Below are 20,394 nucleotides of genomic sequence, written 5' to 3' on the forward strand. Positions count from 1 at the left end.
GCCATGTTCTAATCGAAGGCATCCGATCTTAGAGCAAGCAAGCGTAATTTCATGTCTGATCCCTATAATTCCCGCGTCTGGAAAGATAACTGGCTGAACGGATCAGTCTTCCGTCATGGTCGCCTGCAAGGGTGTCTGGTGACGTCGAAAAATTCCGGAACGCACTGGATCAAATACATGCTGAGCGTTGCGCTGGCCGAAACGTATGGCGTGGAACCTCCGCCATACTTCTCAGAAGCTGCGACCCAGCCCTATATCGGTAATCCGAAGAACGTATCACCGTTCAAAGAGCTGCCGGCACTCGCTTTCGCCCACACGATTCCACACGCGCTGATGGATCAGAAATGGTCACACAGCCTGTTCAACCTGCCGCCATATGTTCTGCAGGTCCGTCACCCGATGCAAATTCTCGCTTCCCACTTCACCAAGTGGAATTACGAGCTGCAAACCGACTGGCTGACCTATCTGAAGGGCGATCCGTCAGGTGAAATGTATCGCTGCGATCTGTTCTGGCTTGCGCGCTTCTGGAACCGCTGGGGCGATCTGAAACAGCGCTTCCCGGAAAAGATTTTACGCGTGCGTTATGAAGAGGTTCAGGCCGATACGCGCGGCCGCCTGCAAGCGATCTCCGACCATTGGAAGATCAACCTCACACCGGCGTCTATAGACATGGCAATTGAAGCAGGCACGAAAGAGGCGATGGCTAAAAAGGTCGACCCAAGCGCAGAAAAGAACGTGCTTCAGAAGCGCAAAGACGATCTGAACGAGCTCTTCACCGGCGAAGCGCTCGCTATCTATCAGGATATTGTTGGCGAATATTTCCGCCATGACCTTGGATATGACCTTCTGGCCATTCCGCAGAAAAGCTAGTTCGAAATGACCAGCTTGAACGGGCGGATATCCACTGTCTGGAAGAGGCCGGCCTTCACATAAGGGTCTTCAGCCTGAAACGCTTTCAGCGCCTCTTCGCTTTCCGCCTCAATCAGAAACACCGAACCGATAAAGCTCTCACCGTCATCAGCCAGCAGCGGGCCCGCCATGCGGACGGTCTCGCCAGCGGCTTTGGCCCACTCAAGGTGAGCGGCGCGGTTTTCGAGTCGGAGATCCAGCGCGTCCGGCTTATCGAGCGCGATCACATGAAACAGTGCCATTACCAGCTCCCGATATTCTCTGCGCTTGCCCAGGGCTCTTTAGGCGCCTGCGGTTTGCCCTTCTGGAGAAGTTCAACGGAGATACCATCCGGAGAGCGGACAAACGCCATATAACCATCGCGCGGTGGGCGGTTGATCGTTACGCCCATAGCGGACAGGCGCTCTACGACTTCGTAAACATCACCGACCTGATAGGCCAGATGCCCGAAATTTCGGCCGCCTGAATACTCTTCAGGGTCCCAGTTATGGGTCAGCTCGACCATTGGAATACCCTCTTTGAGCGGCGTACCAGAGGCATCGAATTTCGCGCGGTCCAGGTCTTCAGGTGCAGCCAGAAACACCAGCGTGAAGCGACCTGCCTCATTATCGACCCGGCGGACTTCCTTCAGTCCGAGCCCCTCACAGAAGAATTTCAGCGTTTCATCCAGATTGGTCACGCGAACCATGGTGTGAAGATACTCAATGCTCATTGTTCGGAAACTCCCCAGGAATTCAATGTTGCGGGATCGGGCGCTTTTTCCTGCGCCCATTCCACGTCAAAATTTGCCGGACGGCCTTTATGATAACGGTGCGCATAAATACCTGCGACCAGCACAAGCGACGCCATCGTCGTTACCGCCAGATAGAAGGAATGGATCAGCGTTCCTTCGGCGAACACATCGTTCGCGCCGTTAAAGTAATAAAGCTTCACCCAGATTGAACTGAACAGCCAGACGGCCAGCGGCATGACAATGGTCGCCGTCAGACAGGCGAGCCAGCGATAAATCGAGACACGCAAAACGCTGGTGCGGATATGCGCTTTTTCGAAAGGCTCATAAGGTTCGTCCGCAGGAAACTCGCCGCGCTGACGGGCGGCGTCATACACAATGCGCGCCTCTTTCTTGATGCCGGTAAAGCTCCACGCGATGAACGCAGCCCAGACGGCATAAAAGCCGATGATGCCAAGGATAATCCAGGTCAATAAACGCTACTCCTGATCGGGCTCGGTCAGGAAAGCGCTTCTGCCTCCCGATAACCGGCTTCCATCGCCAACATGGCGCGTTTTCGTCTTACGCCCCAATGATAATTATGTAACCGACCATCAGAAGCCAAGGCCCGGTGACAGGGAATAAACCAGGAAATCGGATTTGCGCCCACGGCCGTGCCGGTTGCGCGGGCTGCGCCTCCCCTGCCTGCAGTGCGTGCAACCTCGCCATAAGTACGTGTCTCACCTACCGGAATTTCAAGCAAAGCCCGCCAGATTTGCCTTCGGAATGGCGTACCATATAACGCCAGCGGCACACGCGCGCCCGGTGCAAAAATGCGATCTGAGAATTCAGTCGCCTTCATATCGTCCCGGCGAATGTCTGCCTTCGGATAGCGGGACGCCAGATCAGCAAACGCGGCCTCTTCCGGCCTGCCGACATGCTCACCTGCCCGGCCGGCTGTTTCTGGTTGGTCATCTATGAAGCCAAGGCCGCTCAATCCGCGATCTGAGAACAGTAAAACGCCAGTCCCGAACGGTGTCGGCCCCTTGCCGATTGTCAGCGTTACATCGCGGCCTCCAGAGCCCGCCTCACCCGGGGTCAGAGCCTCATGCGCGATGAATAGATCATGCAGGCGTGATGGGCCGGACGCTTCAACCTCATAACTTGCTTCCAGAACGCTCGCGCCCTGCCTGAGCAGATCTCCCGCTTCCGCATGTGCGAGGGACGCCATGTACTGTTTCGGAGAAATGCCGGCCCAGCGCGTAAACTCTTTCTGGAAATGCGCCGGAGACAAACCAAACTGCGTGGCAATTTCATCAAGGCCCGGTCGCGCCTTCCAGTTTTCACCCAGATAAACGAGCGCATCAGCCATGCGGTTATAGGCTTTGCAGCGGTCATCCAGGGAAAGAACGGTATCTATCGTCATGAGATCAATGTGACGCCGCAAAGTGTTCTGCGCCACCTGAATCTTGTGGTCGGGCTTTACTCCACCTCACCGGCATAACGATGTGTCCGCGCGCGCTGAATCGCATCCCGCATCGCCTCGACCAGAGATTTTCGCTCATCAACCGTCAAAAACCGGCCGATGACATAGGCCTGCCGCTGATAGGACAAGGTTACCCAGCTATTTACCGTCACCGGCTCTTTCAGCTCAACACGGGCAAACGCTGTGGGCAGCTCGATATGGGTTTCAACGCCTTTCGGATTGCGATGATCGACCCGAAGCGTCTCCGGCGAAATTCGCACGCGCGTCCACTGGGTCTGGTCTTTAAAGCAGACTTTAAAGGCCAGCCAGACAGCAAGGATATCGAGACCCAGAAAACCAATAATCGGAAACGCGCCACGCGATAAAAAGCCAATCATCGAGAACACGTTAATGGCAATGATCACGCCCATAATCACCCAGAAGCCCGAGCGTGACAAAGACGCGTTCGGCTTCATCAGCGCATCGAAATAGAGCTCTTTATTCAAATCAGCGTCAGTCATGGGCCTGTGAGGTTCTGCGACTTGTCTCTCTTTCACAGGCAAACTAATCAGTTCCTGTGAAATGAAAATGGCGCGGGTGATATTTCCTGCATTCCAAGGGGCTGACATAAACCGTCAGATCGTCAGATGGCCGAGAAAAAGAAAAGAAAATCAGCGCCAAGGCGTTTTCCGAAGGCGAAGGCCGAAGAGCTCTTTCGTATTCTGGCAGAAGACCGCCCAGACCCGCGTACAGAGCTGAACTTTGTGAATCCCTATACGCTGGTTGTCGCTGTCGCCCTGTCTGCGCAAGCCACCGATGTCGGCGTGAACAAAGCTACGAAGAAGCTTTTTGAAATCGCCGATACACCGGAAAAAATGCTGGCGCTCGGCGAAGAAGGTGTTGCTGATCATATCAAAACGATCGGCCTCTGGCGAAATAAAGCCAAGAACGTCATCGCCTTGTCAGACATGCTCATCAAGGATTTCAGCGGCGAAGTCCCTCGGACGCGCGAAGAGCTGGTGAAGCTGCCCGGAGTAGGACGTAAAACAGCGAATGTCGTTCTGAACGAGGCTTTCGGCCAGCCAACGATCGCTGTTGATACGCACATTTTCCGCGTGTCCAACCGCACCGGCCTCGCGCCCGGTAAAAACCCTGATCAGGTTGAAGAACAGCTGGAGAAAGTGGTGCCGGCTGAATACAAGCTCGGCGCGCACCACTGGCTCATTCTACATGGGCGCTATTGCTGCCTCGCTCGCACGCCGAAGTGCTGGCTTTGCCCGATCATTGATCTTTGCAAATACAAGCCGAAAACACCCGGCCCGCGCGATTAGCTCTCAGACATTTCAGCAATCGCCTTCTGAACCGCTTTCTGATCGTAAGGCTTCTGGATGAAGGTCACACGCTCAAACTGATCGGCCAGAGCTTGCGATTCTCCATATCCGGTGGCGAACACAAACGGGATTCCAGACGCCTTCACCTTGTGTGCAATTGGCTCGCTCGTTTCAGAACCGAGATTCACATCCAGAATCGCAAACGAGAAATCGTACTTCTCAATAAGCTGAAGAGCTTCTGATACAGATGACGCAATCTCTACACTGTCCGCACCAAGCGCCATCAGCATATCTTCGGCATCCAGCGCAATAATCATATTGTCTTCAACGACAAGAGCCGGTCCGCTAAGGCTTGCGCTAGCCGGTTTCGCGTCTTCTTTTGCTTCAATAGCAGCTTCAGTAGCAGTGACCTCGCGCTCGGCAAATTCCACAACCTCGGCCGGAATACGCATATTCGCTTCAAGGCCGTTCACTTCAAACCGGACGTTGGCTTCGCCTTTCAGCTCGAACGGAATGGAGCGCTCAATCACTGTGCTACCAAAGCCCGACCGGGTAGGCGCCTGAACAGCCGGACCGCCCGTTTCCTTCCAATTGAAGATGAGATCGCCATTGTCCGCTTTTTGGCCAGATAGCATCAGTACGCCCGTGTCATTCGACAGACAGCCATACTTTACCGAGTTCGTGGTCAATTCGTGGATAACGAGAGCCAGAGTTGAGAACGCAAAAGGTGTCAGCAGAACTTCTGGGCAATCGCATTGCACGCGGCCACTTTCGAGGCCGATATATGCCTCAAGCTCTGTATTCACCAGCTCGCGAAGCGGGGTTGAATCCCAGTTCTTATTTGTTAGCTGATCATGAGCCCGCGCAAGCGCATGAATCCGGCCGCCAATGATTTCCGTGAACTCCGAAATCGAGCCCGCCGACTGTTTGGATTGAGATACAAGGCTTCGAATCAGGTTCAGAATATTGCGAACACGGTGATTGAGCTCTGCAATGAGAAGCTCCTGGCGCTCCTGAGATCGAACACGCTCTCGGCTGGCCGCGTCTGAAATGCGAAGCACAACCTCCAGAAGCGTTACACGCAGAGCCTCTGCACCCGCGATCTCGCCCGCTGTCCAATCGGCTGATTTGCCAGAAACAATCTCTTTCCACGCCGCAAAGCTACCACGTGGCGTCAGGCGCACGCCGTTCGGACCCACATCCACCGGTTTTTCAGGATTGCCGGCCCATCGAACTTCCTGAACCAGCTCGCGGCGGAAGAACACGATATAATCGCGCGGCGTTCGAGACACAGGCAGCACGAGCATACCCGCAGCTTTGTCCTGAAACTGTATTGCGTCGGGATAGTCATCAGCGATGCAGTTCGTCGCGATAATCTGGCTGCTCGGATGGACATTCAGATGCCGCGCCAGGCCAGTGAACTGGTCTTTCGAAGGCGTGTGGCCAATATTGAGAAACTCGCCATCAACCCACAGGGCCGCACCATCACTTTTAATCAGGGCGCGCATAGCATCCGAGATAACCTCGAAATTCTGAGCAAGCGACTGGCCTTCGGCCAGCTGGCTCATCAGCTGATCGTGGAGAATGCGTGCACGGACCGCCTCTTCGCGTTCAATATCGTTTTCGATCCGCTCGAGCACGAAGGAGAACATCTGCGCGAACAATTCCGCCGCCGACCGGATTCCATAATTCAGAATACGCGGCTCATAATGGTGGCATGCGAACATGCCCCAGAGCTTTCCACGGATGACGATACTGATCGACATGGACGCCTTCACGCCCATATTCCGCAGATATTCGAGGTGGATCGGCGACACGGCGCGCGACGCAGACAAAGACAGGTCCAGAGGTCCGGCATTGTTTGACTGCTGAAGGATCGGAGAGACTTTGTCGTCTACGTCCGAAATAATGCGCAGAAGGTTCCTCTTATAGAGGACGCGCGCCTGTTTCGGGATATCACTCGCCGGATAACGTAGCCCCAGAAACGGATCGAGACCGGCACGTGCGGTCTCGGCAATCACTTCGCCTGAATCATCCGGCCGGAATTTATACACCATGACACGATCAAAACCGGTGAGCGACCTGACGAACCGAGATGCCTGCTGACATACCGCGTCGACAGAGTTTTCATTTTTCAAACGGCCAATTATCGGACGAACGACACTACCCTGATCGGTATTCCGGTTCAGGTCAGACTTCTGGCATTCCATAACGATTTCAGCGCCAGACCGGTGGATGGCGACATCAAATTTTTCGTCACTATCGGGCAATAGTGCGATATCAAATGCACGTTCGACAGCATCTTCATCCCACATGAGTTGCATGCGCGATCTCAGATCGTGAATAGCTTGTTCACTGAAGAATTCTGTCAGTGAGCGACCGAAGATGCTGGCCGGCTCAAGACCCAGAAAGTCTTTGGTGTTCTGGGACGCTCGGGTGATCAGCCAGTCAGATGTGACGGCGATCAGACAGGCAAAGCTCTGAACATGGCCAAGCAAATGAATCGGCTCGCGATCACAGTTCGTCAGGTCCAGGCTACCGTCATTATAGCCAGGAATCTGGGTATCTTTAGTCATTCTTTCCCGTAGTCCCCGCTATCAGTTCGGCCGACAACCCGAAAAGCAAAAACGTTTCTGCGGCAGATTTTATAGACGCAAGATTTTCCTGCCTCAAATAGCCCGCGGTTAAACTTGGTAAAATATTTTTCCAAATGTTTTTCAGGTGCGAAGACTCAAGATAGCGGTAGCATCCGTCTTCAGGCAGATCGCGAGAAGTACGCATTTTTTTCCGGATGAACTGAGATCCGAAGTGAGATCCTGACACCACATATGTCACCCCGAGAGGGTCTGTCGGGATATGAGTTTCCAGAGACACCAAAAGCGGCTGTGCGTTTAACGCTTCAAGGTCTTGTAGAATTTCACTTTCCAGATGCCGAAAATCGAGCCCGTAAACGTTCGGCTCGGCGTGGACAGATTTCATTGTCGAGAGTGAAAGCAGATGGGATCGGAGGAATCCGGTGTAACCTGCTCGTGTTGTCAGATCGAAAAGCTCAAATGCAGCTTCAGTATTGGCATGATGGCCATCTAGTTCAGATCGCAGCGCGTCGCGCAGCGATATAGTCTTACTTGTCGTCAAATATTCTGTCCGCACACAATCAACGCACCCTTTTGCACAGAGCACGGCATAATATAACGCCCAACTCGTCTGATTGTTCCGGATAAAGATACGGTTCAATCAATTCGAGCTCCATGAGCAGAAGATGCCCGTCGTTTCCACGGATCATATCCACCCGGGCATAAAGTGGCATCTCATCGAGCACTGCCAGAACCGAGTTCGCGGCAGCAAGATCGTCAGCAGATGGCACAATGGGTTCTTCGTATCCACCATAGGCTGACTGGATGCGATAGTCGCCGGTTTTAGCCCGTTTGATCAAAGCATGAGAAAGTTCACCGTCAATCATGATGAAACTAAATTCGCCTTCCTGCTGAATGGACGACATGAAAGGCTGTATCATGGCGGGATACGCATAATCTGAGAGCGGATCATCGCGGTTAATCAGAATTTGTCCGCCTGCCCCCGCGCCGACCTGTCGTTTAACCACAATTCGTTGAGAGTTAAGGGTGTCAAAAGCAGCCTCCAACTCATGCGCGGTCGGGCAATCAGCCCATATGGTCGGAATGCAGGCGATTCCCTTGTCCTCGAGCTCTCGCAGATAGGTTTTCCGGCTATTCCAGCGCACCAGAAATGATGGATTGAAAACCGGCACGCCAAGCGCCTCAATCTCCTCGAGCCGCGCCAGAAAAGCCTCACGCTTATCGGTATAATCCCATGTCGCACCGATGAGCGCAGCATCAAACTGCGCCCAGTCCACATCGGCCCTGTCCCACTGCACAACGACCAGCTCATGGCCTGCCGCCACCAGTGGCTCCGACAGGCAGGCAAACTGCAAATCATGTTCGTAAGCATCACTGCGACGGTTCGGGTTTTCCGGGAGTACCGAATACGCAGAAAGATATGCGATTTTCATGGTTTCTTGAGTCATTCCAGCCTAAGCTGCCCGTTAACGTTAATATTTTACGATTTTTAGGGCAGGCTCTCAGTATGAGTGGTGATTTGGATGTGGTTGGTGTTGGCAATGCCATCGTCGACGTTATCGCATCAGTTCCAGACGGATTTCTCACAATCCACGACATCCGCAAAGGTGGAATGACGCTTATCGATCAAATGCGCGCTACCGAACTGGCGCGCGCGTTTGGTGATAAAGGCCGCTTCGTTCCAGGCGGATCGGGTGCGAACACAATTGCTGGCATTACCAGCCTTGGCGGCCATACAGGTTATATCGGCAAGGTCGCAGAAGATGCGCTTGGCAAATTCTTCCGCAAGGAAATGAACCGCGTTCAGATCGAATTTCCGACAGCATCTCTTGTAAACGGACCGGCTACAGCGCGCTGCATGATCGCTGTGACACCGGACGGTGAACGCTCCATGAGCACTTTCCTGGGTGCGTCTACTGAATTCACGCCTGAAGACGTCGATGCCGAACTGATCAAACGCGGCAAAATCCTCTATCTGGAAGGCTATCTCTTCGACAAGGAAGAAGCAAAAGCGGCATTCGTCCACGCCGCAGAAATCGCGAAAGCCGCAAAACGCCGTGTTGCCCTGACGCTATCTGACAGCTTCTGCGTGGATCGCCACCGCTCGAGCTTCCGTCATCTGATCAAGGGCCATGTCGATCTCGTCTTCGCAAATGAAGCAGAGTTGCTCTCGCTTTATGAAACGACAGACTTCGACGCCGCCGTTCAGATGCTTCGCGCTGACGCTTATGCTGGCGCAATCACGCGGTCGTCCAAAGGGTCTGTTGTCGTGACACCTGACGAGATCATCACCATGCCAGCAGAGCCTGTGAAAAAAGTCGTCGATGCCACCGGCGCCGGCGATCAATACGCCGCCGGCTTCCTTTTCGGCTATGCGCGAAACCGTCGTATCCGTGACTGCGCCAAGCTTGGTCATATTGCAGCGGCCGAAGTGATTTCACATTACGGCCCACGTCCGGAAACCAGCTATCGTCAACTGGCTGTAAAAGCCGGTCTTCTTTAACGGATCCAGCTTTTTTCGGTCAGGGCATCTTCTACAAAGTCGATCCTGTCCTGACCGAAATACATTTCATTTCCGACGACAAATGATGGCGCGCCGAAAATGCCGTGCTCCAGAGCCATTTTGGTAAATTCGGAAATGATCTCTGCGTTTTCTGTAGCATCTGCGCGCGCCATAAACTGATCGGTGCAGAATTCTTCACCCGTCAGCACGTCGCGGAGCACCGCTTCATCGGCGAGATTCTTCGGCTCACCCCAGCTATGATGAAACATCGCTTTCATGAAAGGGATCAAAGCGCCATCCTCCAGCAAACTTGCCGTAATGTTCAGGGCTTTGCGTGAATCAAACGGAAAATGCGGATTGAACGTGAATGGCAGATCAAACCGTTTTGCATGACGAACTGTGTCGACGAAAAAATAGTTACGTTTTGCCTCAACCACACCCGGCGGGCGGTTGCCTGTGGCCTTCATCACGGCGCCCAGAAACATTGGTCGCCAGATGATTTCGCAACCGGTGCGCGCCTGTAGATCAAGGACCCGATGAAATCCGAAATAAGACATCGGACTTACATAATCGAAGTAAAACTCTACCTGGCCAGCCATATGAATCTCCTAAATTGTATATACAATATATGAACTAAGAATTCAGATATCTACCCCAAACAGCGCTCAATTTGCCGTGAAATACGACTCCATTTACATGACATATCATATTATGGAGTGACCATGACGCTTCCCAAAAGGTTCCGCGATACGATTCTGGCCGCACAACGCAGCGGTCATCGCGTGTTTGCGGACATGTTGAGACCGTTAGGCCTGACGCCAGCCTGGGCAGAGGTTCTAGCAACGCTTGAGGAGAATCGAGCTTTATCTATCAGAGAGCTCAGCCACTTTCTGATCTGTGAGGCAGATCACCCCTCCCGCCTGATCAAACGCATGGAAGAAAAAGGGCTCATCACCCGCACGCCAGATCCAAATGATAGAAGAGCGGTCAAACTGGCACTTACAGAATCTGGTCAGGTCGCAGCATACAAGGTCGCCCAGATCGAAGCGGGTTTTAATGAATGGATTGAGCAGCGCCTCAATGCTGACAACGTCAGCACAACCATCCTTACGCTCGAGCGTCTGATGAAGGGCACCCCTGAGGCCAGAAGCCTGCAAAACCGCTACGCCGACAAACAATGACGCTCCCCCTGTTGACAATCATTCTCATCTAATTCATTGGCCTTTATTGAGAATAATTATCAGTTGCATTGGAAATGTTATGTGCTGCTCTTCTTCGCGCATTCCGAACGCGCGTAGCCAGCCCGTCCATCCGTACTGCGGTCATTTGGTCGCAGATCGTATACGACGGAATGCTAAAGCCATAACGTTTATATGGTTATAAGGATCAGCTTGCAGCTATCTCAACACGTCAAAGTCGGCCCTGATATGCATGTCATGTCATATAGTTTCACCGGATCTATAGCGCATTTCAGGCGGACTGAGGCCTCAGGCAACCAACAGACGCCCATTCGCGCCGTTTAATCTGTAAAAAGGGTGAAATCCCCATGTCATTTCGTCGGATCATTTTCTGGAGCCACCTTGCAACCGGCTGCGTTGCAGGCCTGTTCGTACTTCTCATGTCGGTCACCGGCATTCTTCTGATGTATGAACACCACCTGCCGCTCGCTATTCTGGACGGCGTCGAGGTCGCAGCGCCAGAGGGTGCATCTCGCATGACTGTGGATGAGCTGGTGCAGACAGAAGCGGTTCAGGAAGCTGGTACTAATCGGGTGTCTCTGGCGTTTGACAACCGCGAAAACGCGCCCGTAATTCTTCAGGCGGGGCGCTCAGATGCCATTCTGTTAAATCCGTTCACGGGCACACCAATCGAGAACCCGGCGCTTGCAACGGAAGACTTCATGCACACGATGATGGGCATCCACCGCTGGCTTGGCGCAGAAGGTGAAGCCCGGTCTACAGCGCGCGCAGTCACCGGTGCGGCGAACCTCGCCTTTCTGTTTCTGGTGATTTCAGGCCTGTACCTATGGTTCCCAAAAGCGATGCGCTGGACCTTCTTCAAGTTGAACCTGTTCTTCCGCGGATCTTATCCGAATGCGAAAGCCCGCGACTATAACTGGCACCATGTCTTCGGCTTCTGGGCGCTTATTCCACTCTTCTTTATCGTCATCTCTGGTGTCATGATTTCATACCCGTGGGCATCCCAGCTAATCTACGCAGCATGGGGCGAAGACATGCCTCAACGCGGCGGACCACCTCCGTCAGGCGGAAACGGGCCGGACGCTGCGGAAACAGAGGAAACGGTGATAGAACTGATGAGCCTTCAGGCTGCAGTCGACGCCGCAATCGCAGAATATGACGGAGACTGGAAGCGTATGTCGATTTCGCTGCCATCAGAGCCGGATGCAAAAACAGTCAGCCTGACGCGTGATTTTGGAAACCGCATCACGCCTCAACAACGCACAAACCTGACCTTTGACCGCAGCGCGGGCGAGATTACGCAAGTTCGCGAGTATGCGGAAAACTCACCAGCCATGAAGACCCGTATGTTTCTGCGCTTTATTCATACAGGCGAGCGTTATGGCGTGATCGGGTCTACAATTGCTGGCATCGCATCCCTGGCCGCCTGCTTCCTTGTCTGGACGGGTTTGGCTCTGTCGTGGCGCCGACTGGTGCTTCCTGCATGGCGACGCCGTAAGGCAAAACAAGCCTGATCAGAGAATGTATTTTGAAAGGTCGGCGTCCTGAGCAAGGTCGCCGACTTTTGTTTTTACGTCCTCCGCCGTCAGGCGAATTGTCTCGCCTGAGCGGTCTGGCGCCGTGAAGGAAATCTCGTCCAGCAGGCGCTCCATCACCGTTTGAAGACGACGCGCGCCAATATTCTCCACGCTCTCATTCACGCGCACAGCGAGATCTGCGAGCTCATCAATGGCATCTTCGGAAAACTCGAGCGTGACGCCTTCGGCTTCCATCAGAGCTGTATACTGCTTGATGAGGCTGGCTTCCGGTTCTGTCAGAATACGGCGAAAATCGTCGCGGGTGAGGGCTTTCAGCTCAACTCGAATTGGAAGACGCCCCTGAAGCTCTGGCAGAAGATCGCTTGGCTTGGCCACGTGGAACGCGCCTGACGCGATGAACAGAATATGGTCGGTTTTTACAGCGCCGCGCTTCGTTGTGACGGTTGTGCCTTCGATAAGCGGGAGAAGGTCACGCTGCACGCCTTCGCGAGAGACATCGGCGCCGCGGCGATCACCACCGGAAGCAACCTTGTCGATCTCATCCAGAAAGACGATGCCATCCTGCTCAACAGAGCGAACAGCCTCACGGATAATGCTTTCCTCGTCGAGAAGCTTATCGCTTTCCTCATTCAGAAGAGGCTCATAGGCATCCCTAACCTTCATGCGGACCTGTTTGGTGCGACCGCCCATCGCCTTGCCGAATATGTCACCAAGATTGATCATACCCATTGAGCCACCACCGCCGGGGATATCCATCATATCCATAGGCGAAGAGGTATCGGCTATATCGATATCGACTTCGCGATCATCAAGATCGCCGTCTTTCAGCTTCTTGCGGAAGGTTTCGCGGGTGGACTGGCCTGCGTTTTCACCGACAAGCGCGCTCAGCACCCGTTCTTCGGCAGCAATCTCAGCGCGTACACGTACGTCCTGACGTTTGCGTTCCCGAGTTATGCCAATTGCAGCTTCCACGAGATCGCGAATGATCTGTTCAACATCGCGGCCGACATAGCCAACCTCAGTGAACTTCGTCGCTTCGACTTTCAGAAATGGCGCATTAGCGAGTTTCGCAAGCCGGCGAGAGATTTCTGTTTTACCGACACCGGTGGGCCCGATCATGAGAATGTTCTTCGGCGTAATTTCTTCTGCTAGTGGTGAACCGACCTGTTTACGTCTCCACCGGTTACGCAGCGCAATCGCGACTGCCCGTTTCGCGTCAGCCTGACCGACAATATACCGGTCGAGTTCAGATACGATTTCGCGGGGAGAAAACTCGGTCATAAATGCAAAGGCTCCGGATAGTTCTGGCAAAACGCGCCACTGGTCTCACTAGGAGTTAGGAAGAGAGCTGGAATCTCCAAGAAAAAATCCCAGCCCGTCTTCGGATTCTAATTTTCGAAAGCCTCAGACTTCTTTCGGAAAGATACGCCCGAGCAGCCCTGTCGATGGCACCCAGGCCAAAAGAATCTTCCGTGCGGTCTTCCAGCCTGCGCCGAGCAGAACAACGATCGCACCGATGAGAAGGAAAGGCGCAGCAAACTTCATCAGAATGGAGTCGCCGAATGCCTGAAAGAGATTCCAGATCGCCCATCCGAAAGTTACAAGGCCAGAGATAATGAGCGCGCGGCGGTTCAGAGCCAGCGAAAGAATGGTCAACACAGCAAGGACAGAGACGAGTGCGACATGGACCATGGCGCTTCCATCTGGCACGGAGCCCTCAACAATACCCCGAATGCCATAGACAAGCTGCGGAGCCGCAGCCACGTGCAGCCAGAAAGCATTATCAGACAGGCGGGAAGAGCGGTGAGGGTCGCGCGCATCGAAGAAGATGGCCAGCAAGAGCGAGACGACGCCCATAGCCACCAATGTTTCATAGCCCGGCATCAGAATGAACGCGATGAGCGACAGCGTGATCATCATCAGGAATTGGGAGAAGGGCAGGCGGAAGCGGATGTAATACGCAAGCGCCGCACCCGTCGCGACCAGAATGCCGAGAATGGCAGATGTACGCGACTGCGTTGCCAGATCTTCAAAGAAACTATCGCTCGGCTCGCTTCCCGTGAAGACAGATGACGCAATCTCGCCGCCATGCTCCTGAAACACGTTCCAGACGAGCAGGAAGTAAGCAGCAACGCCAACACAAACCGACCAGATAATCGCGAGAACAATGCTCGGCAGGAGCAATTTTCGGCGGGCGCAGAAATATTCAGAAAGCCCCCAGGCAATTGCTGCCAGCAGCCCGAAGATCACCGGTGCAAAATGTTCAAAACGAACAGTGCCGGATGTAAAAATGGAGATTGAAAGGCCGGCACCCAAGCCGACAAACAGAATGACGAGACCAATAGAGAGGAAAACGTCATTCAGATTGGAAAGAAAGCGTAACGGCTCGGATTCGGCCTCTTCACCTTCTTTTCGTGTAAACATCGCTTCAAGCCGGGCGGCCTGATCGGCAGAAATAACATCGGCTTCAATTGCCGCCTTCAGCTTGTCGCGATCCATATCATGTCTCCGATGGCAGAGATTCCAGTGTGAAGCTGGAATTTGTGTAGACACAGATATCTGCCGCGATCTCCATCGCTTTACGGGCAATCACTTCCGCGTCTGGTTCATATTCATAGAGTGCGCGCGCTGCGGAGACGGCGTAATTGCCGCCAGAGCCAATCGCCAGCACGTTATGCTCCGGTTCGATGACGTCGCCCTGTCCGGAAATGAGGAGAGTGACATCCTTGTCAGCCACGATCAGCATGGCTTCGAGTTTTTGAAGATATTTCTCGGTACGCCATTCCTTGGCGAGCTCGACAGCTGCGCGTTGAAGCTGATCCGGATAGCGTTCGAGCTTGCCCTGAAGGCGTTCGAACAACGTGAAGGCATCCGCCGTCGCGCCTGCAAATCCAGTCAGCACCTTGCCTTCGATAAGCTGGCGCACCTTCTTCGCATTGCCCTTCATAACTGTCTGGCCAAGGGAAACCTGACCATCACCGATAAGGGCGATTTTACCGTTCTTGCGCACAGCCAGAATTGTGGTTGCACGCCATTTATTGTCCTGGTGGGTATCATTCATCATGCTGGCAATGTGGCGAAGCTATCGCCAAAACGCAAGCAAAATTTCCGTTTATCGATAAATCTGATATTTCGAGGCTAAGCTGCACCGTCCAGAGAGGTAAGGAAATCCTCAGCCAGCGTCTCGCCAAAAGGACGCCAGTTTTCAAGGAACTTCATAAATTCATCCGGCGGAATCGGCTTCGCATAGAGATAGCCTTGCGCCAGTGTACAGCCGCGGCGACGCAGGAAGTCGCTCTGGGACGGTGTCTCAACGCCTTCAGCCACAGTTTCAAGACCCATGGTCTCGGCCATGGCCAGAATCATCTCGACGACAGCTGGCGCCTGAGAATCAGAATGGAGCGCACTGACGAACTGCTGGTCGATCTTGAACACGTCGAATGGCAGCTTGGTCAGTGTCACGAGGTTGGAGTGACCCGCACCGAAATCGTCAATCGCAAGACGAACGCCCATAGCACGGAGTGGGCGCATGATTTCTGATACACGATCCGTATCGGCAACGGCCATCGTCTCAGTAATCTCAAGCTCGAGACGACCAGGCGGCAGGCCAGCGTCGCGAATAGAAGACAGAACCTTCTCAGAGAAGTTAGCCTCTTCAAACTGAAGCGGGGAAACGTTCACCGCGACTTTACAGTCATGACCGGCTTTCATCCAGCGCGTGGCCTGCACACAAGCCTGCTTCAGAACGGACTCGCCAATACGGGAGATCAGGCCAAGCTGCTCGGCCATCGGAATAAAAATGCCTGGGGAAATGATATCACCATCTTCACGCTGCCAGCGCACAAGCGCCTCGGCACCGGAGATCTGACCGGTTTTGAAGTCCACCTTCGCCTGAAAGTAAGGAATGAACTCGTCTCGCTCGATACCGCGACGCAGATCAGCCTCAAGGTGAAGGCGGTCCATCGCGATTTTATTGAGCTTGGTAGAGTAAAAACGGGCTTTAGAGCGACCTGCACGGCGCGCTTCCTTCAAAGCAAGATCAGCATTTTTAACGAGGTCTTCGCCTTTCACACCATGGATTGGCGCAAGCGCGATACCACCAGACAGGCCGAGCGTGATCGCCTGACCGCCAATTTCAAGCGGCTGGCGCATGCTGGAAATCACCATCTGCATGAGACGGGTAATGTCTGACTTGGCGTCAATATTCGGAACAACGACTGCGAACTCGTCACCGCTGAGCCGCGCAACCATCGAGGGTTGCTGCTGCGCATCGGTAAGACGAACAGCCTTATCCGCCGCGACTAAAGCCTTGCGGATGCGCATGCCAATCAAAGATAGCGCTTCGTCACCTTTTTGCGGACCAAGTGTTTCATTCACCCAGCGAAAGCGATCCACATTCAGTATAATGACAGCCGTAAAGCAATCATCTGTACGGTCCTGAAGGGACTTGTTCAGAACACGCAGGAAGCGTTCGCGGTTAGGAAGGTCCGTCACGGAATCTACAAAAGCGAGCTTCTGAATATGGCGCATGGTGTTTTCCATGCGCTGCATCATCTTGTTGAAGGACTCGCCCAGAAGATCGAATTCGTTACCAGCTTTCAGATCAACGCGAGATGACAGATGACCCGCATTAATGCCCGACGTGAAATCGATAAGACGATAGAGCGGGTCGGTAACTTTGTGTACGAGCATCAGAACCAATGGAATGCACAGCGCGCAAATAAGGGCGCCAGTTGCAAGGCTCCACATCAAAGTACGCAGCCACGTATTTGGCAGTGCCGAGAACGGATACTCGATCGCGAAATAACCAACAAGCATCCCGTTTGAGAAAACAGGCTGGGCCAGAACGATTCCATTTTGACTCTGAAGAACGGTCCGTTCGTCTGAAAGTTTGGTCAGCGCAAGCGCTTCCATGATCACACGATGAGAGCTCTCTTCCTCGGTCACATCAAAAGAAATTTCGCCATTAACATCGATCACTCGCAGAGCGGAAACTGTTTCGGAAACCCGAACGAGCTCAGTGATACGTTCCTCATTCTCAACGGTCGGGCGCGGCAACATAGCCGGCATAACCGGGTTCCAAGTATTCGCACTCGCCTCAATGTTCGATGTAGCTTTGGCCGCACGTGTGAAATGATCCAGCGCGAGATTGGACAGTGCAAAGCCCAATGACGCAAGCACAACAAGCCCGATCGCGAATCCAATCAGACTCGTTCGCAGACCGTACTTTACGCTTCCGTTTGGCGTTTCCTGCCTAGCCATTTGCTCCTCAAAGCATTATGGGCAGACCTGAAATCAGGCTCCCATGAGACCTCTGTTAAGAGAATTTGTTTAGAAATCGGTGAATAAGCCCCTAAATCTTCGTAGAAACCGACAAAAAAGTCGGCAGGGAATGTGATCATGCGCACTGCAGAAGTTTATCGCGAAACAAAAGAGACCCAGATCCGCGTCAGTGTAACACTGGACGGTAAAGGAAAGTCTGAGATCCATACCGGAATCGGCTTTTTCGATCATATGCTGGAAGCTTTTTCCAAGCACAGCGCTATCGACCTGAAAGTCGAAGCCAAGGGCGATCTTCACATCGACATGCACCACACTGTTGAAGACACCGGCATTGTGATGGGTCAGGCCATCGCAAAAGCGCTCGGTGATTTCAAAGGCATCAACCGCTTCGGCCACGCTTATGTACCAATGGATGAAACGCTCAGCCGCGCGGCGATCGATATGTGCAACCGCCCGTATCTGATCTGGAATGTAAATTTTACCCGCGACAAGATTGGCGATTTCGACACCGAATTGTTCAAAGAATGGTTTCAGGCCTTCGCAATGAATTCCGGTGGTTGTGTCCACATCGAGAATCTCTACGGCGAGAACTGTCACCATATTGCCGAATCTTGCTTTAAAGCGCTTGCTCGCTCGCTTCGTCAGGCAATTTCCTACGATCCGGTATTTGCAGGTGAAGCTGTCTCTACTAAAGGGTCTCTCTAGAAACGAGACAGACCCAGTAAGGCTCTATGCAAACCGTAGCTCTGATTGACTATGGCGCAGGGAATATTCCATCTGCGCAACGCGCGCTCGAAGTTGCCGTCGAGCGCTCGGGCCTGTCCTGCGGACTGATTGTTACCGACAGTCCCGAAAAAATCGCCGCCGCTGACCGCGTCGTTATTCCAGGCGTCGGACACTTTAAAGACTGCCGCGAAGCCATGTTCGGTGTTTCAGGTCTGGTCGAGGCACTCGAAGACAGCATCCATAAAAAGGGCCGTCCGGTGCTTGGGATCTGTGTTGGCATGCAGCTTATGGCTGATCTTGGCCTTGAAGACGGTGAAACACCGGGCTTTGGCTGGATTCCGGGAAAAGTTGAACACATCCCGACAGATCCTGGTCTTCCTATTCCGCATATGGGCTGGAACGAGCTGGTCGTTCGAACCGCACACCCGGTTCTGGAAGGCATTCAGACGGGCAACCACGCCTATTTCGTCCACTCTTTTCACATGCACTGCGCAAATCCGTCCGATCTTCAGGTCGAAGTCGATTATGGCGGTCACATCACAGCAGCCATTGGGCGTGACAACGTTTTCGGTACTCAGTTCCACCCGGAACTCAGTCAGGAGACCGGCCTTCGCCTGCTCACCAACTGGATCAAATGGAACCCATGACCGCTTTTACTCTCTATCCGGCGATTGATCTGAAAGACGGCCAGTGCGTGCGTCTCATTCAAGGCGACATGGAACAGGCGACTGTGTTCAACAACACACCCGCTGATCAGGCCAAACGCTTTGAAGATATGGGTTTTGAATATCTCCATGTCGTCGATCTGAATGGCGCCTTTGCGGGTGAGAGCAAAAACCGTCAATCGGTTCAGGAGATTCTCTCAACGGTGAACATGCCCGTGCAGCTTGGGGGTGGCATTCGTACGCGCGAGCATGTCGAAAACTGGCTGGATGCTGGCATATCACGCCTGATTCTCGGCACGATTGCTGCGCGCGACCCTGATTTCGTCAAAGAGTGCGCCGCGGCTTACCCGGGCAAGATTGCGGTCGGTATCGATGCGCGCGACGGCTTTGTTGCTGTTGAAGGCTGGGCAGAGGTCTCAACTCTGCAGGCTGTCGAACTCGCCAAAGCATTCGCAGACTCCGGCGTTGCAGCCATCATCGTAACGGATATTGGCCGTGATGGGCTGAAAACAGGCGTGAATGCTGATCTGACAGCAAGTCTTGCTGACGCTGTTTCGATTCCTGTCATTGCGTCAGGCGGCGTAAAAGCCGTTGAAGATATTACCAATTTGCGTGCGTCCAGCGCGCCGATCTCCGGCTCTATTCTGGGCCGAGCGCTTTATGATGGCGATATTGATCCTGTCAAAGCTCTGGAGGCTGCACGGTGCTAAAAACCCGGATTATTCCCTGCCTCGATGTGAAAGACGGACGCACTGTTAAAGGCGTGAACTTTGTCGATCTACGCGATGCGGGTGATCCGGTTGCTCTGGCCAAAGCCTATTCAGAGCAGGGCGCTGACGAGATTTGCTTTCTGGATATCTCAGCATCCGAAGAAGGTCGCGGCACGATGCTGGATGTCGTCAACAAAACGGCCCGCAATTGTTTTACACCGCTCACAGTCGGCGGCGGTGTGCGTTCACCTGACAATGTGATCGCGCTTCTTCGCGCGGGTGCTGATAAAGTCGGTATCAACTCGGCAGCTGTTGCAGATCCGGACCTGATTGCCCGTTGCGCGGCGCGTGTTGGCCGCCAATGTGTGGTTGTCGCCATTGATGCGCGCCGGACAGGTGATGGCAAATGGGAAGTCTTCACCCATGGCGGCAAGCGCGGCACAGGTATCGATGCCGTAGAATATGCCGAGCTCGTATGCGCCAAAGGGGCAGGGGAAATCCTCCTCACCTCCATGGATAAAGACGGCACAAAATCCGGCTATGACATTGAACTGACCAGGCTGGTTGCATCCCGCGTGACAATTCCTGTCATTGCGTCTGGTGGTGCAGGGACTATTCCTCACCTGATCGAAGGTATTCAGGAAACAGGCGCGACCGCCGTGCTTGCGGCATCCATCTTCCACTTTGGCGAGATTGCCATCGAGGATGCCAAGCGAGAAATGCAGGCTGCTGGCATTCCAATGCGGATAGAGGAGAACTGAT

General features: G+C 53.6%; 22 protein-coding genes. 9 read left to right on the forward strand and 13 right to left on the reverse strand.

Translation table 11 applies throughout. The features are described 5' to 3' along the window. Positions 1-51 precede the first annotated feature (51 nt). A complete protein-coding gene (locus tag G523_RS0104080; RefSeq protein ID WP_022693756.1) occupies positions 52-870 on the forward strand; it encodes a sulfotransferase domain-containing protein in 819 nt (272 codons plus the stop codon). Here the strand turns inward: G523_RS0104080 and G523_RS0104085 are convergent. The 5 genes from G523_RS0104085 to G523_RS0104105 are packed head-to-tail and all read right to left on the reverse strand — an operon-like array spanning position 867 to position 3,604. Continuing rightward, positions 867-1,151 (reverse strand): YciI family protein, encoded by a 285-nt coding sequence (locus G523_RS0104085; RefSeq protein WP_022693757.1) that lies wholly within the window; start codon positions 1,149-1,151, stop codon positions 867-869. The two genes, G523_RS0104080 and G523_RS0104085, sit on opposite strands and share 4 nt — an antisense overlap. After that, the gene (locus tag G523_RS0104090; protein WP_027441436.1) at positions 1,151-1,615 is read right to left on the reverse strand and encodes a VOC family protein; all 465 of its coding nucleotides are present in this window, start codon (positions 1,613-1,615) and stop codon (positions 1,151-1,153) included. Before G523_RS0104090 ends, G523_RS0104085 begins: the two co-directional genes overlap by 1 nt. Before the next feature lie 2 nt (positions 1,616-1,617). Then, a complete protein-coding gene (locus G523_RS0104095) occupies positions 1,618-2,112 on the reverse strand; it encodes a hypothetical protein (protein WP_022693759.1) in 495 nt (164 codons plus the stop codon). 26 nt (positions 2,113-2,138) lie between these two features. Beyond that, positions 2,139-3,065, reverse strand: a complete 927-nt coding sequence (locus tag G523_RS0104100) for a methylated-DNA--[protein]-cysteine S-methyltransferase (RefSeq protein WP_233347257.1) — start codon at positions 3,063-3,065, stop codon at positions 2,139-2,141. 35 nt (positions 3,066-3,100) lie between these two features. Beyond that, on the reverse strand, positions 3,101-3,604 hold the full coding sequence (locus G523_RS0104105) for a DUF2244 domain-containing protein (protein WP_022693761.1): 504 nt from the start codon (positions 3,602-3,604) through the stop codon (positions 3,101-3,103). A 126-nt stretch (positions 3,605-3,730) separates the two neighbouring features. Here G523_RS0104105 and nth point away from each other — a divergent pair, with 126 nt between their 5' ends. Continuing rightward, positions 3,731-4,414 (forward strand): endonuclease III, encoded by a 684-nt coding sequence (gene nth / locus G523_RS0104110; protein ID WP_022693762.1) that lies wholly within the window; start codon positions 3,731-3,733, stop codon positions 4,412-4,414. Here the strand turns inward: nth and G523_RS0104115 are convergent. The 3 genes from G523_RS0104115 to G523_RS0104125 are packed head-to-tail and all read right to left on the reverse strand — an operon-like array spanning position 4,411 to position 8,441. Next, complete coding sequence (locus G523_RS0104115; RefSeq protein ID WP_022693763.1) at positions 4,411-6,990, reverse strand: HWE histidine kinase domain-containing protein; 2,580 nt, start codon at positions 6,988-6,990, stop codon at positions 4,411-4,413. The genes nth and G523_RS0104115 overlap by 4 nt on opposite strands. Beyond that, entirely contained in the window at positions 6,983-7,549 is a 567-nt protein-coding gene (locus tag G523_RS0104120; RefSeq protein WP_022693764.1) for a heme oxygenase-like domain-containing protein, read from the reverse strand. The genes G523_RS0104115 and G523_RS0104120 overlap by 8 nt, the downstream gene beginning before the upstream one ends. A 19-nt stretch (positions 7,550-7,568) precedes the next feature. Then, positions 7,569-8,441 carry a hypothetical protein gene (locus G523_RS0104125; RefSeq protein WP_027441438.1) on the reverse strand — a complete coding sequence of 291 codons (873 nt, stop codon included), beginning with the start codon at positions 8,439-8,441 and terminating at the stop codon, positions 7,569-7,571. Positions 8,442-8,515: 74 nt separating this feature from the next. Between G523_RS0104125 and G523_RS0104130 the strand changes: the two genes are divergently transcribed. After that, entirely contained in the window at positions 8,516-9,511 is a 996-nt protein-coding gene (locus G523_RS0104130) for an adenosine kinase (protein WP_022693766.1), read from the forward strand. On the opposite strand, the gene G523_RS0104135 is transcribed toward G523_RS0104130, so the two are convergent. After that, positions 9,508-10,110 carry a 2-hydroxychromene-2-carboxylate isomerase gene (locus G523_RS0104135; RefSeq protein WP_022693767.1) on the reverse strand — a complete coding sequence of 201 codons (603 nt, stop codon included), beginning with the start codon at positions 10,108-10,110 and terminating at the stop codon, positions 9,508-9,510. The two genes, G523_RS0104130 and G523_RS0104135, sit on opposite strands and share 4 nt — an antisense overlap. A 123-nt stretch (positions 10,111-10,233) precedes the next feature. On the opposite strand from G523_RS0104135, the gene G523_RS0104140 reads away from it, so the two are divergent. Then, positions 10,234-10,692 (forward strand): MarR family winged helix-turn-helix transcriptional regulator, encoded by a 459-nt coding sequence (locus tag G523_RS0104140; protein WP_022693768.1) that lies wholly within the window; start codon positions 10,234-10,236, stop codon positions 10,690-10,692. A 365-nt stretch (positions 10,693-11,057) separates the two neighbouring features. Next, positions 11,058-12,224 carry a PepSY-associated TM helix domain-containing protein gene (locus G523_RS0104145; RefSeq protein ID WP_022693769.1) on the forward strand — a complete coding sequence of 389 codons (1,167 nt, stop codon included), beginning with the start codon at positions 11,058-11,060 and terminating at the stop codon, positions 12,222-12,224. Here the strand turns inward: G523_RS0104145 and hslU are convergent, their stop codons facing one another. From hslU to G523_RS20105, 4 genes are all read right to left on the reverse strand, one after another. Beyond that, positions 12,225-13,529: an ATP-dependent protease ATPase subunit HslU gene (gene hslU / locus G523_RS0104150; RefSeq protein ID WP_022693770.1), complete on the reverse strand. Its 1,305-nt coding sequence runs from the start codon at positions 13,527-13,529 to the stop codon at positions 12,225-12,227. A 123-nt stretch (positions 13,530-13,652) separates the two neighbouring features. After that, positions 13,653-14,747 carry a hypothetical protein gene (locus G523_RS0104155; protein WP_022693771.1) on the reverse strand — a complete coding sequence of 365 codons (1,095 nt, stop codon included), beginning with the start codon at positions 14,745-14,747 and terminating at the stop codon, positions 13,653-13,655. A 1-nt stretch (position 14,748) separates the two neighbouring features. Continuing rightward, positions 14,749-15,309 carry an ATP-dependent protease subunit HslV gene (gene hslV / locus G523_RS0104160; RefSeq protein ID WP_027441440.1) on the reverse strand — a complete coding sequence of 187 codons (561 nt, stop codon included), beginning with the start codon at positions 15,307-15,309 and terminating at the stop codon, positions 14,749-14,751. 77 nt (positions 15,310-15,386) lie between these two features. Next, complete coding sequence (locus tag G523_RS20105) at positions 15,387-17,510, reverse strand: putative bifunctional diguanylate cyclase/phosphodiesterase (protein WP_022693773.1); 2,124 nt, start codon at positions 17,508-17,510, stop codon at positions 15,387-15,389. Between the two features lie 135 nt (positions 17,511-17,645). Here G523_RS20105 and hisB point away from each other — a divergent pair, with 135 nt between their 5' ends. The 4 genes from hisB to hisF are packed head-to-tail and all read left to right on the forward strand — an operon-like array spanning position 17,646 to position 20,393. Further along, on the forward strand, positions 17,646-18,236 hold the full coding sequence (gene hisB, locus G523_RS0104170) for an imidazoleglycerol-phosphate dehydratase HisB (RefSeq protein ID WP_027441441.1): 591 nt from the start codon (positions 17,646-17,648) through the stop codon (positions 18,234-18,236). A gap of 26 nt (positions 18,237-18,262) precedes the next feature. Further along, positions 18,263-18,904 (forward strand): imidazole glycerol phosphate synthase subunit HisH, encoded by a 642-nt coding sequence (gene hisH / locus G523_RS0104175; RefSeq protein ID WP_022693775.1) that lies wholly within the window; start codon positions 18,263-18,265, stop codon positions 18,902-18,904. Further along, entirely contained in the window at positions 18,901-19,632 is a 732-nt protein-coding gene (gene hisA / locus G523_RS0104180; RefSeq protein WP_027441442.1) for a 1-(5-phosphoribosyl)-5-[(5-phosphoribosylamino)methylideneamino]imidazole-4-carboxamide isomerase, read from the forward strand. Before hisH ends, hisA begins: the two co-directional genes overlap by 4 nt. Next, positions 19,626-20,393 (forward strand): imidazole glycerol phosphate synthase subunit HisF, encoded by a 768-nt coding sequence (gene hisF, locus G523_RS0104185; RefSeq protein ID WP_022693777.1) that lies wholly within the window; start codon positions 19,626-19,628, stop codon positions 20,391-20,393. Before hisA ends, hisF begins: the two co-directional genes overlap by 7 nt. Position 20,394 lies beyond the last annotated feature (1 nt).

This window comes from Ponticaulis koreensis DSM 19734 (assembly GCF_000420665.1).
In the GTDB taxonomy this organism is placed as follows: Bacteria; Pseudomonadota; Alphaproteobacteria; order Caulobacterales; family Hyphomonadaceae; genus Ponticaulis; species Ponticaulis koreensis.

Coding starts and splice junctions, on each gene's coding strand:
- G523_RS0104080 (WP_022693756.1), top strand. CDS start 52: ATGTCTGATCCCTATAATTCCCGCGTCTGGAAAGATAACTGGCTGAAC.
- G523_RS0104085 (WP_022693757.1), bottom strand. CDS start 1,151: ATGGCACTGTTTCATGTGATCGCGCTCGATAAGCCGGACGCGCTGGAT.
- G523_RS0104105 (WP_022693761.1), bottom strand. CDS start 3,604: ATGACTGACGCTGATTTGAATAAAGAGCTCTATTTCGATGCGCTGATG.
- nth (WP_022693762.1), top strand. CDS start 3,731: ATGGCCGAGAAAAAGAAAAGAAAATCAGCGCCAAGGCGTTTTCCGAAG.
- G523_RS0104115 (WP_022693763.1), bottom strand. CDS start 6,990: ATGACTAAAGATACCCAGATTCCTGGCTATAATGACGGTAGCCTGGAC.
- G523_RS0104125 (WP_027441438.1), bottom strand. CDS start 8,441: ATGAAAATCGCATATCTTTCTGCGTATTCGGTACTCCCGGAAAACCCG.
- G523_RS0104130 (WP_022693766.1), top strand. CDS start 8,516: ATGAGTGGTGATTTGGATGTGGTTGGTGTTGGCAATGCCATCGTCGAC.
- G523_RS0104135 (WP_022693767.1), bottom strand. CDS start 10,110: ATGGCTGGCCAGGTAGAGTTTTACTTCGATTATGTAAGTCCGATGTCT.
- G523_RS0104140 (WP_022693768.1), top strand. CDS start 10,234: ATGACGCTTCCCAAAAGGTTCCGCGATACGATTCTGGCCGCACAACGC.
- G523_RS0104145 (WP_022693769.1), top strand. CDS start 11,058: ATGTCATTTCGTCGGATCATTTTCTGGAGCCACCTTGCAACCGGCTGC.
- hslU (WP_022693770.1), bottom strand. CDS start 13,529: ATGACCGAGTTTTCTCCCCGCGAAATCGTATCTGAACTCGACCGGTAT.
- G523_RS0104155 (WP_022693771.1), bottom strand. CDS start 14,747: ATGGATCGCGACAAGCTGAAGGCGGCAATTGAAGCCGATGTTATTTCT.
- hslV (WP_027441440.1), bottom strand. CDS start 15,309: ATGAATGATACCCACCAGGACAATAAATGGCGTGCAACCACAATTCTG.
- G523_RS20105 (WP_022693773.1), bottom strand. CDS start 17,510: ATGGCTAGGCAGGAAACGCCAAACGGAAGCGTAAAGTACGGTCTGCGA.
- hisH (WP_022693775.1), top strand. CDS start 18,263: ATGCAAACCGTAGCTCTGATTGACTATGGCGCAGGGAATATTCCATCT.
- hisA (WP_027441442.1), top strand. CDS start 18,901: ATGACCGCTTTTACTCTCTATCCGGCGATTGATCTGAAAGACGGCCAG.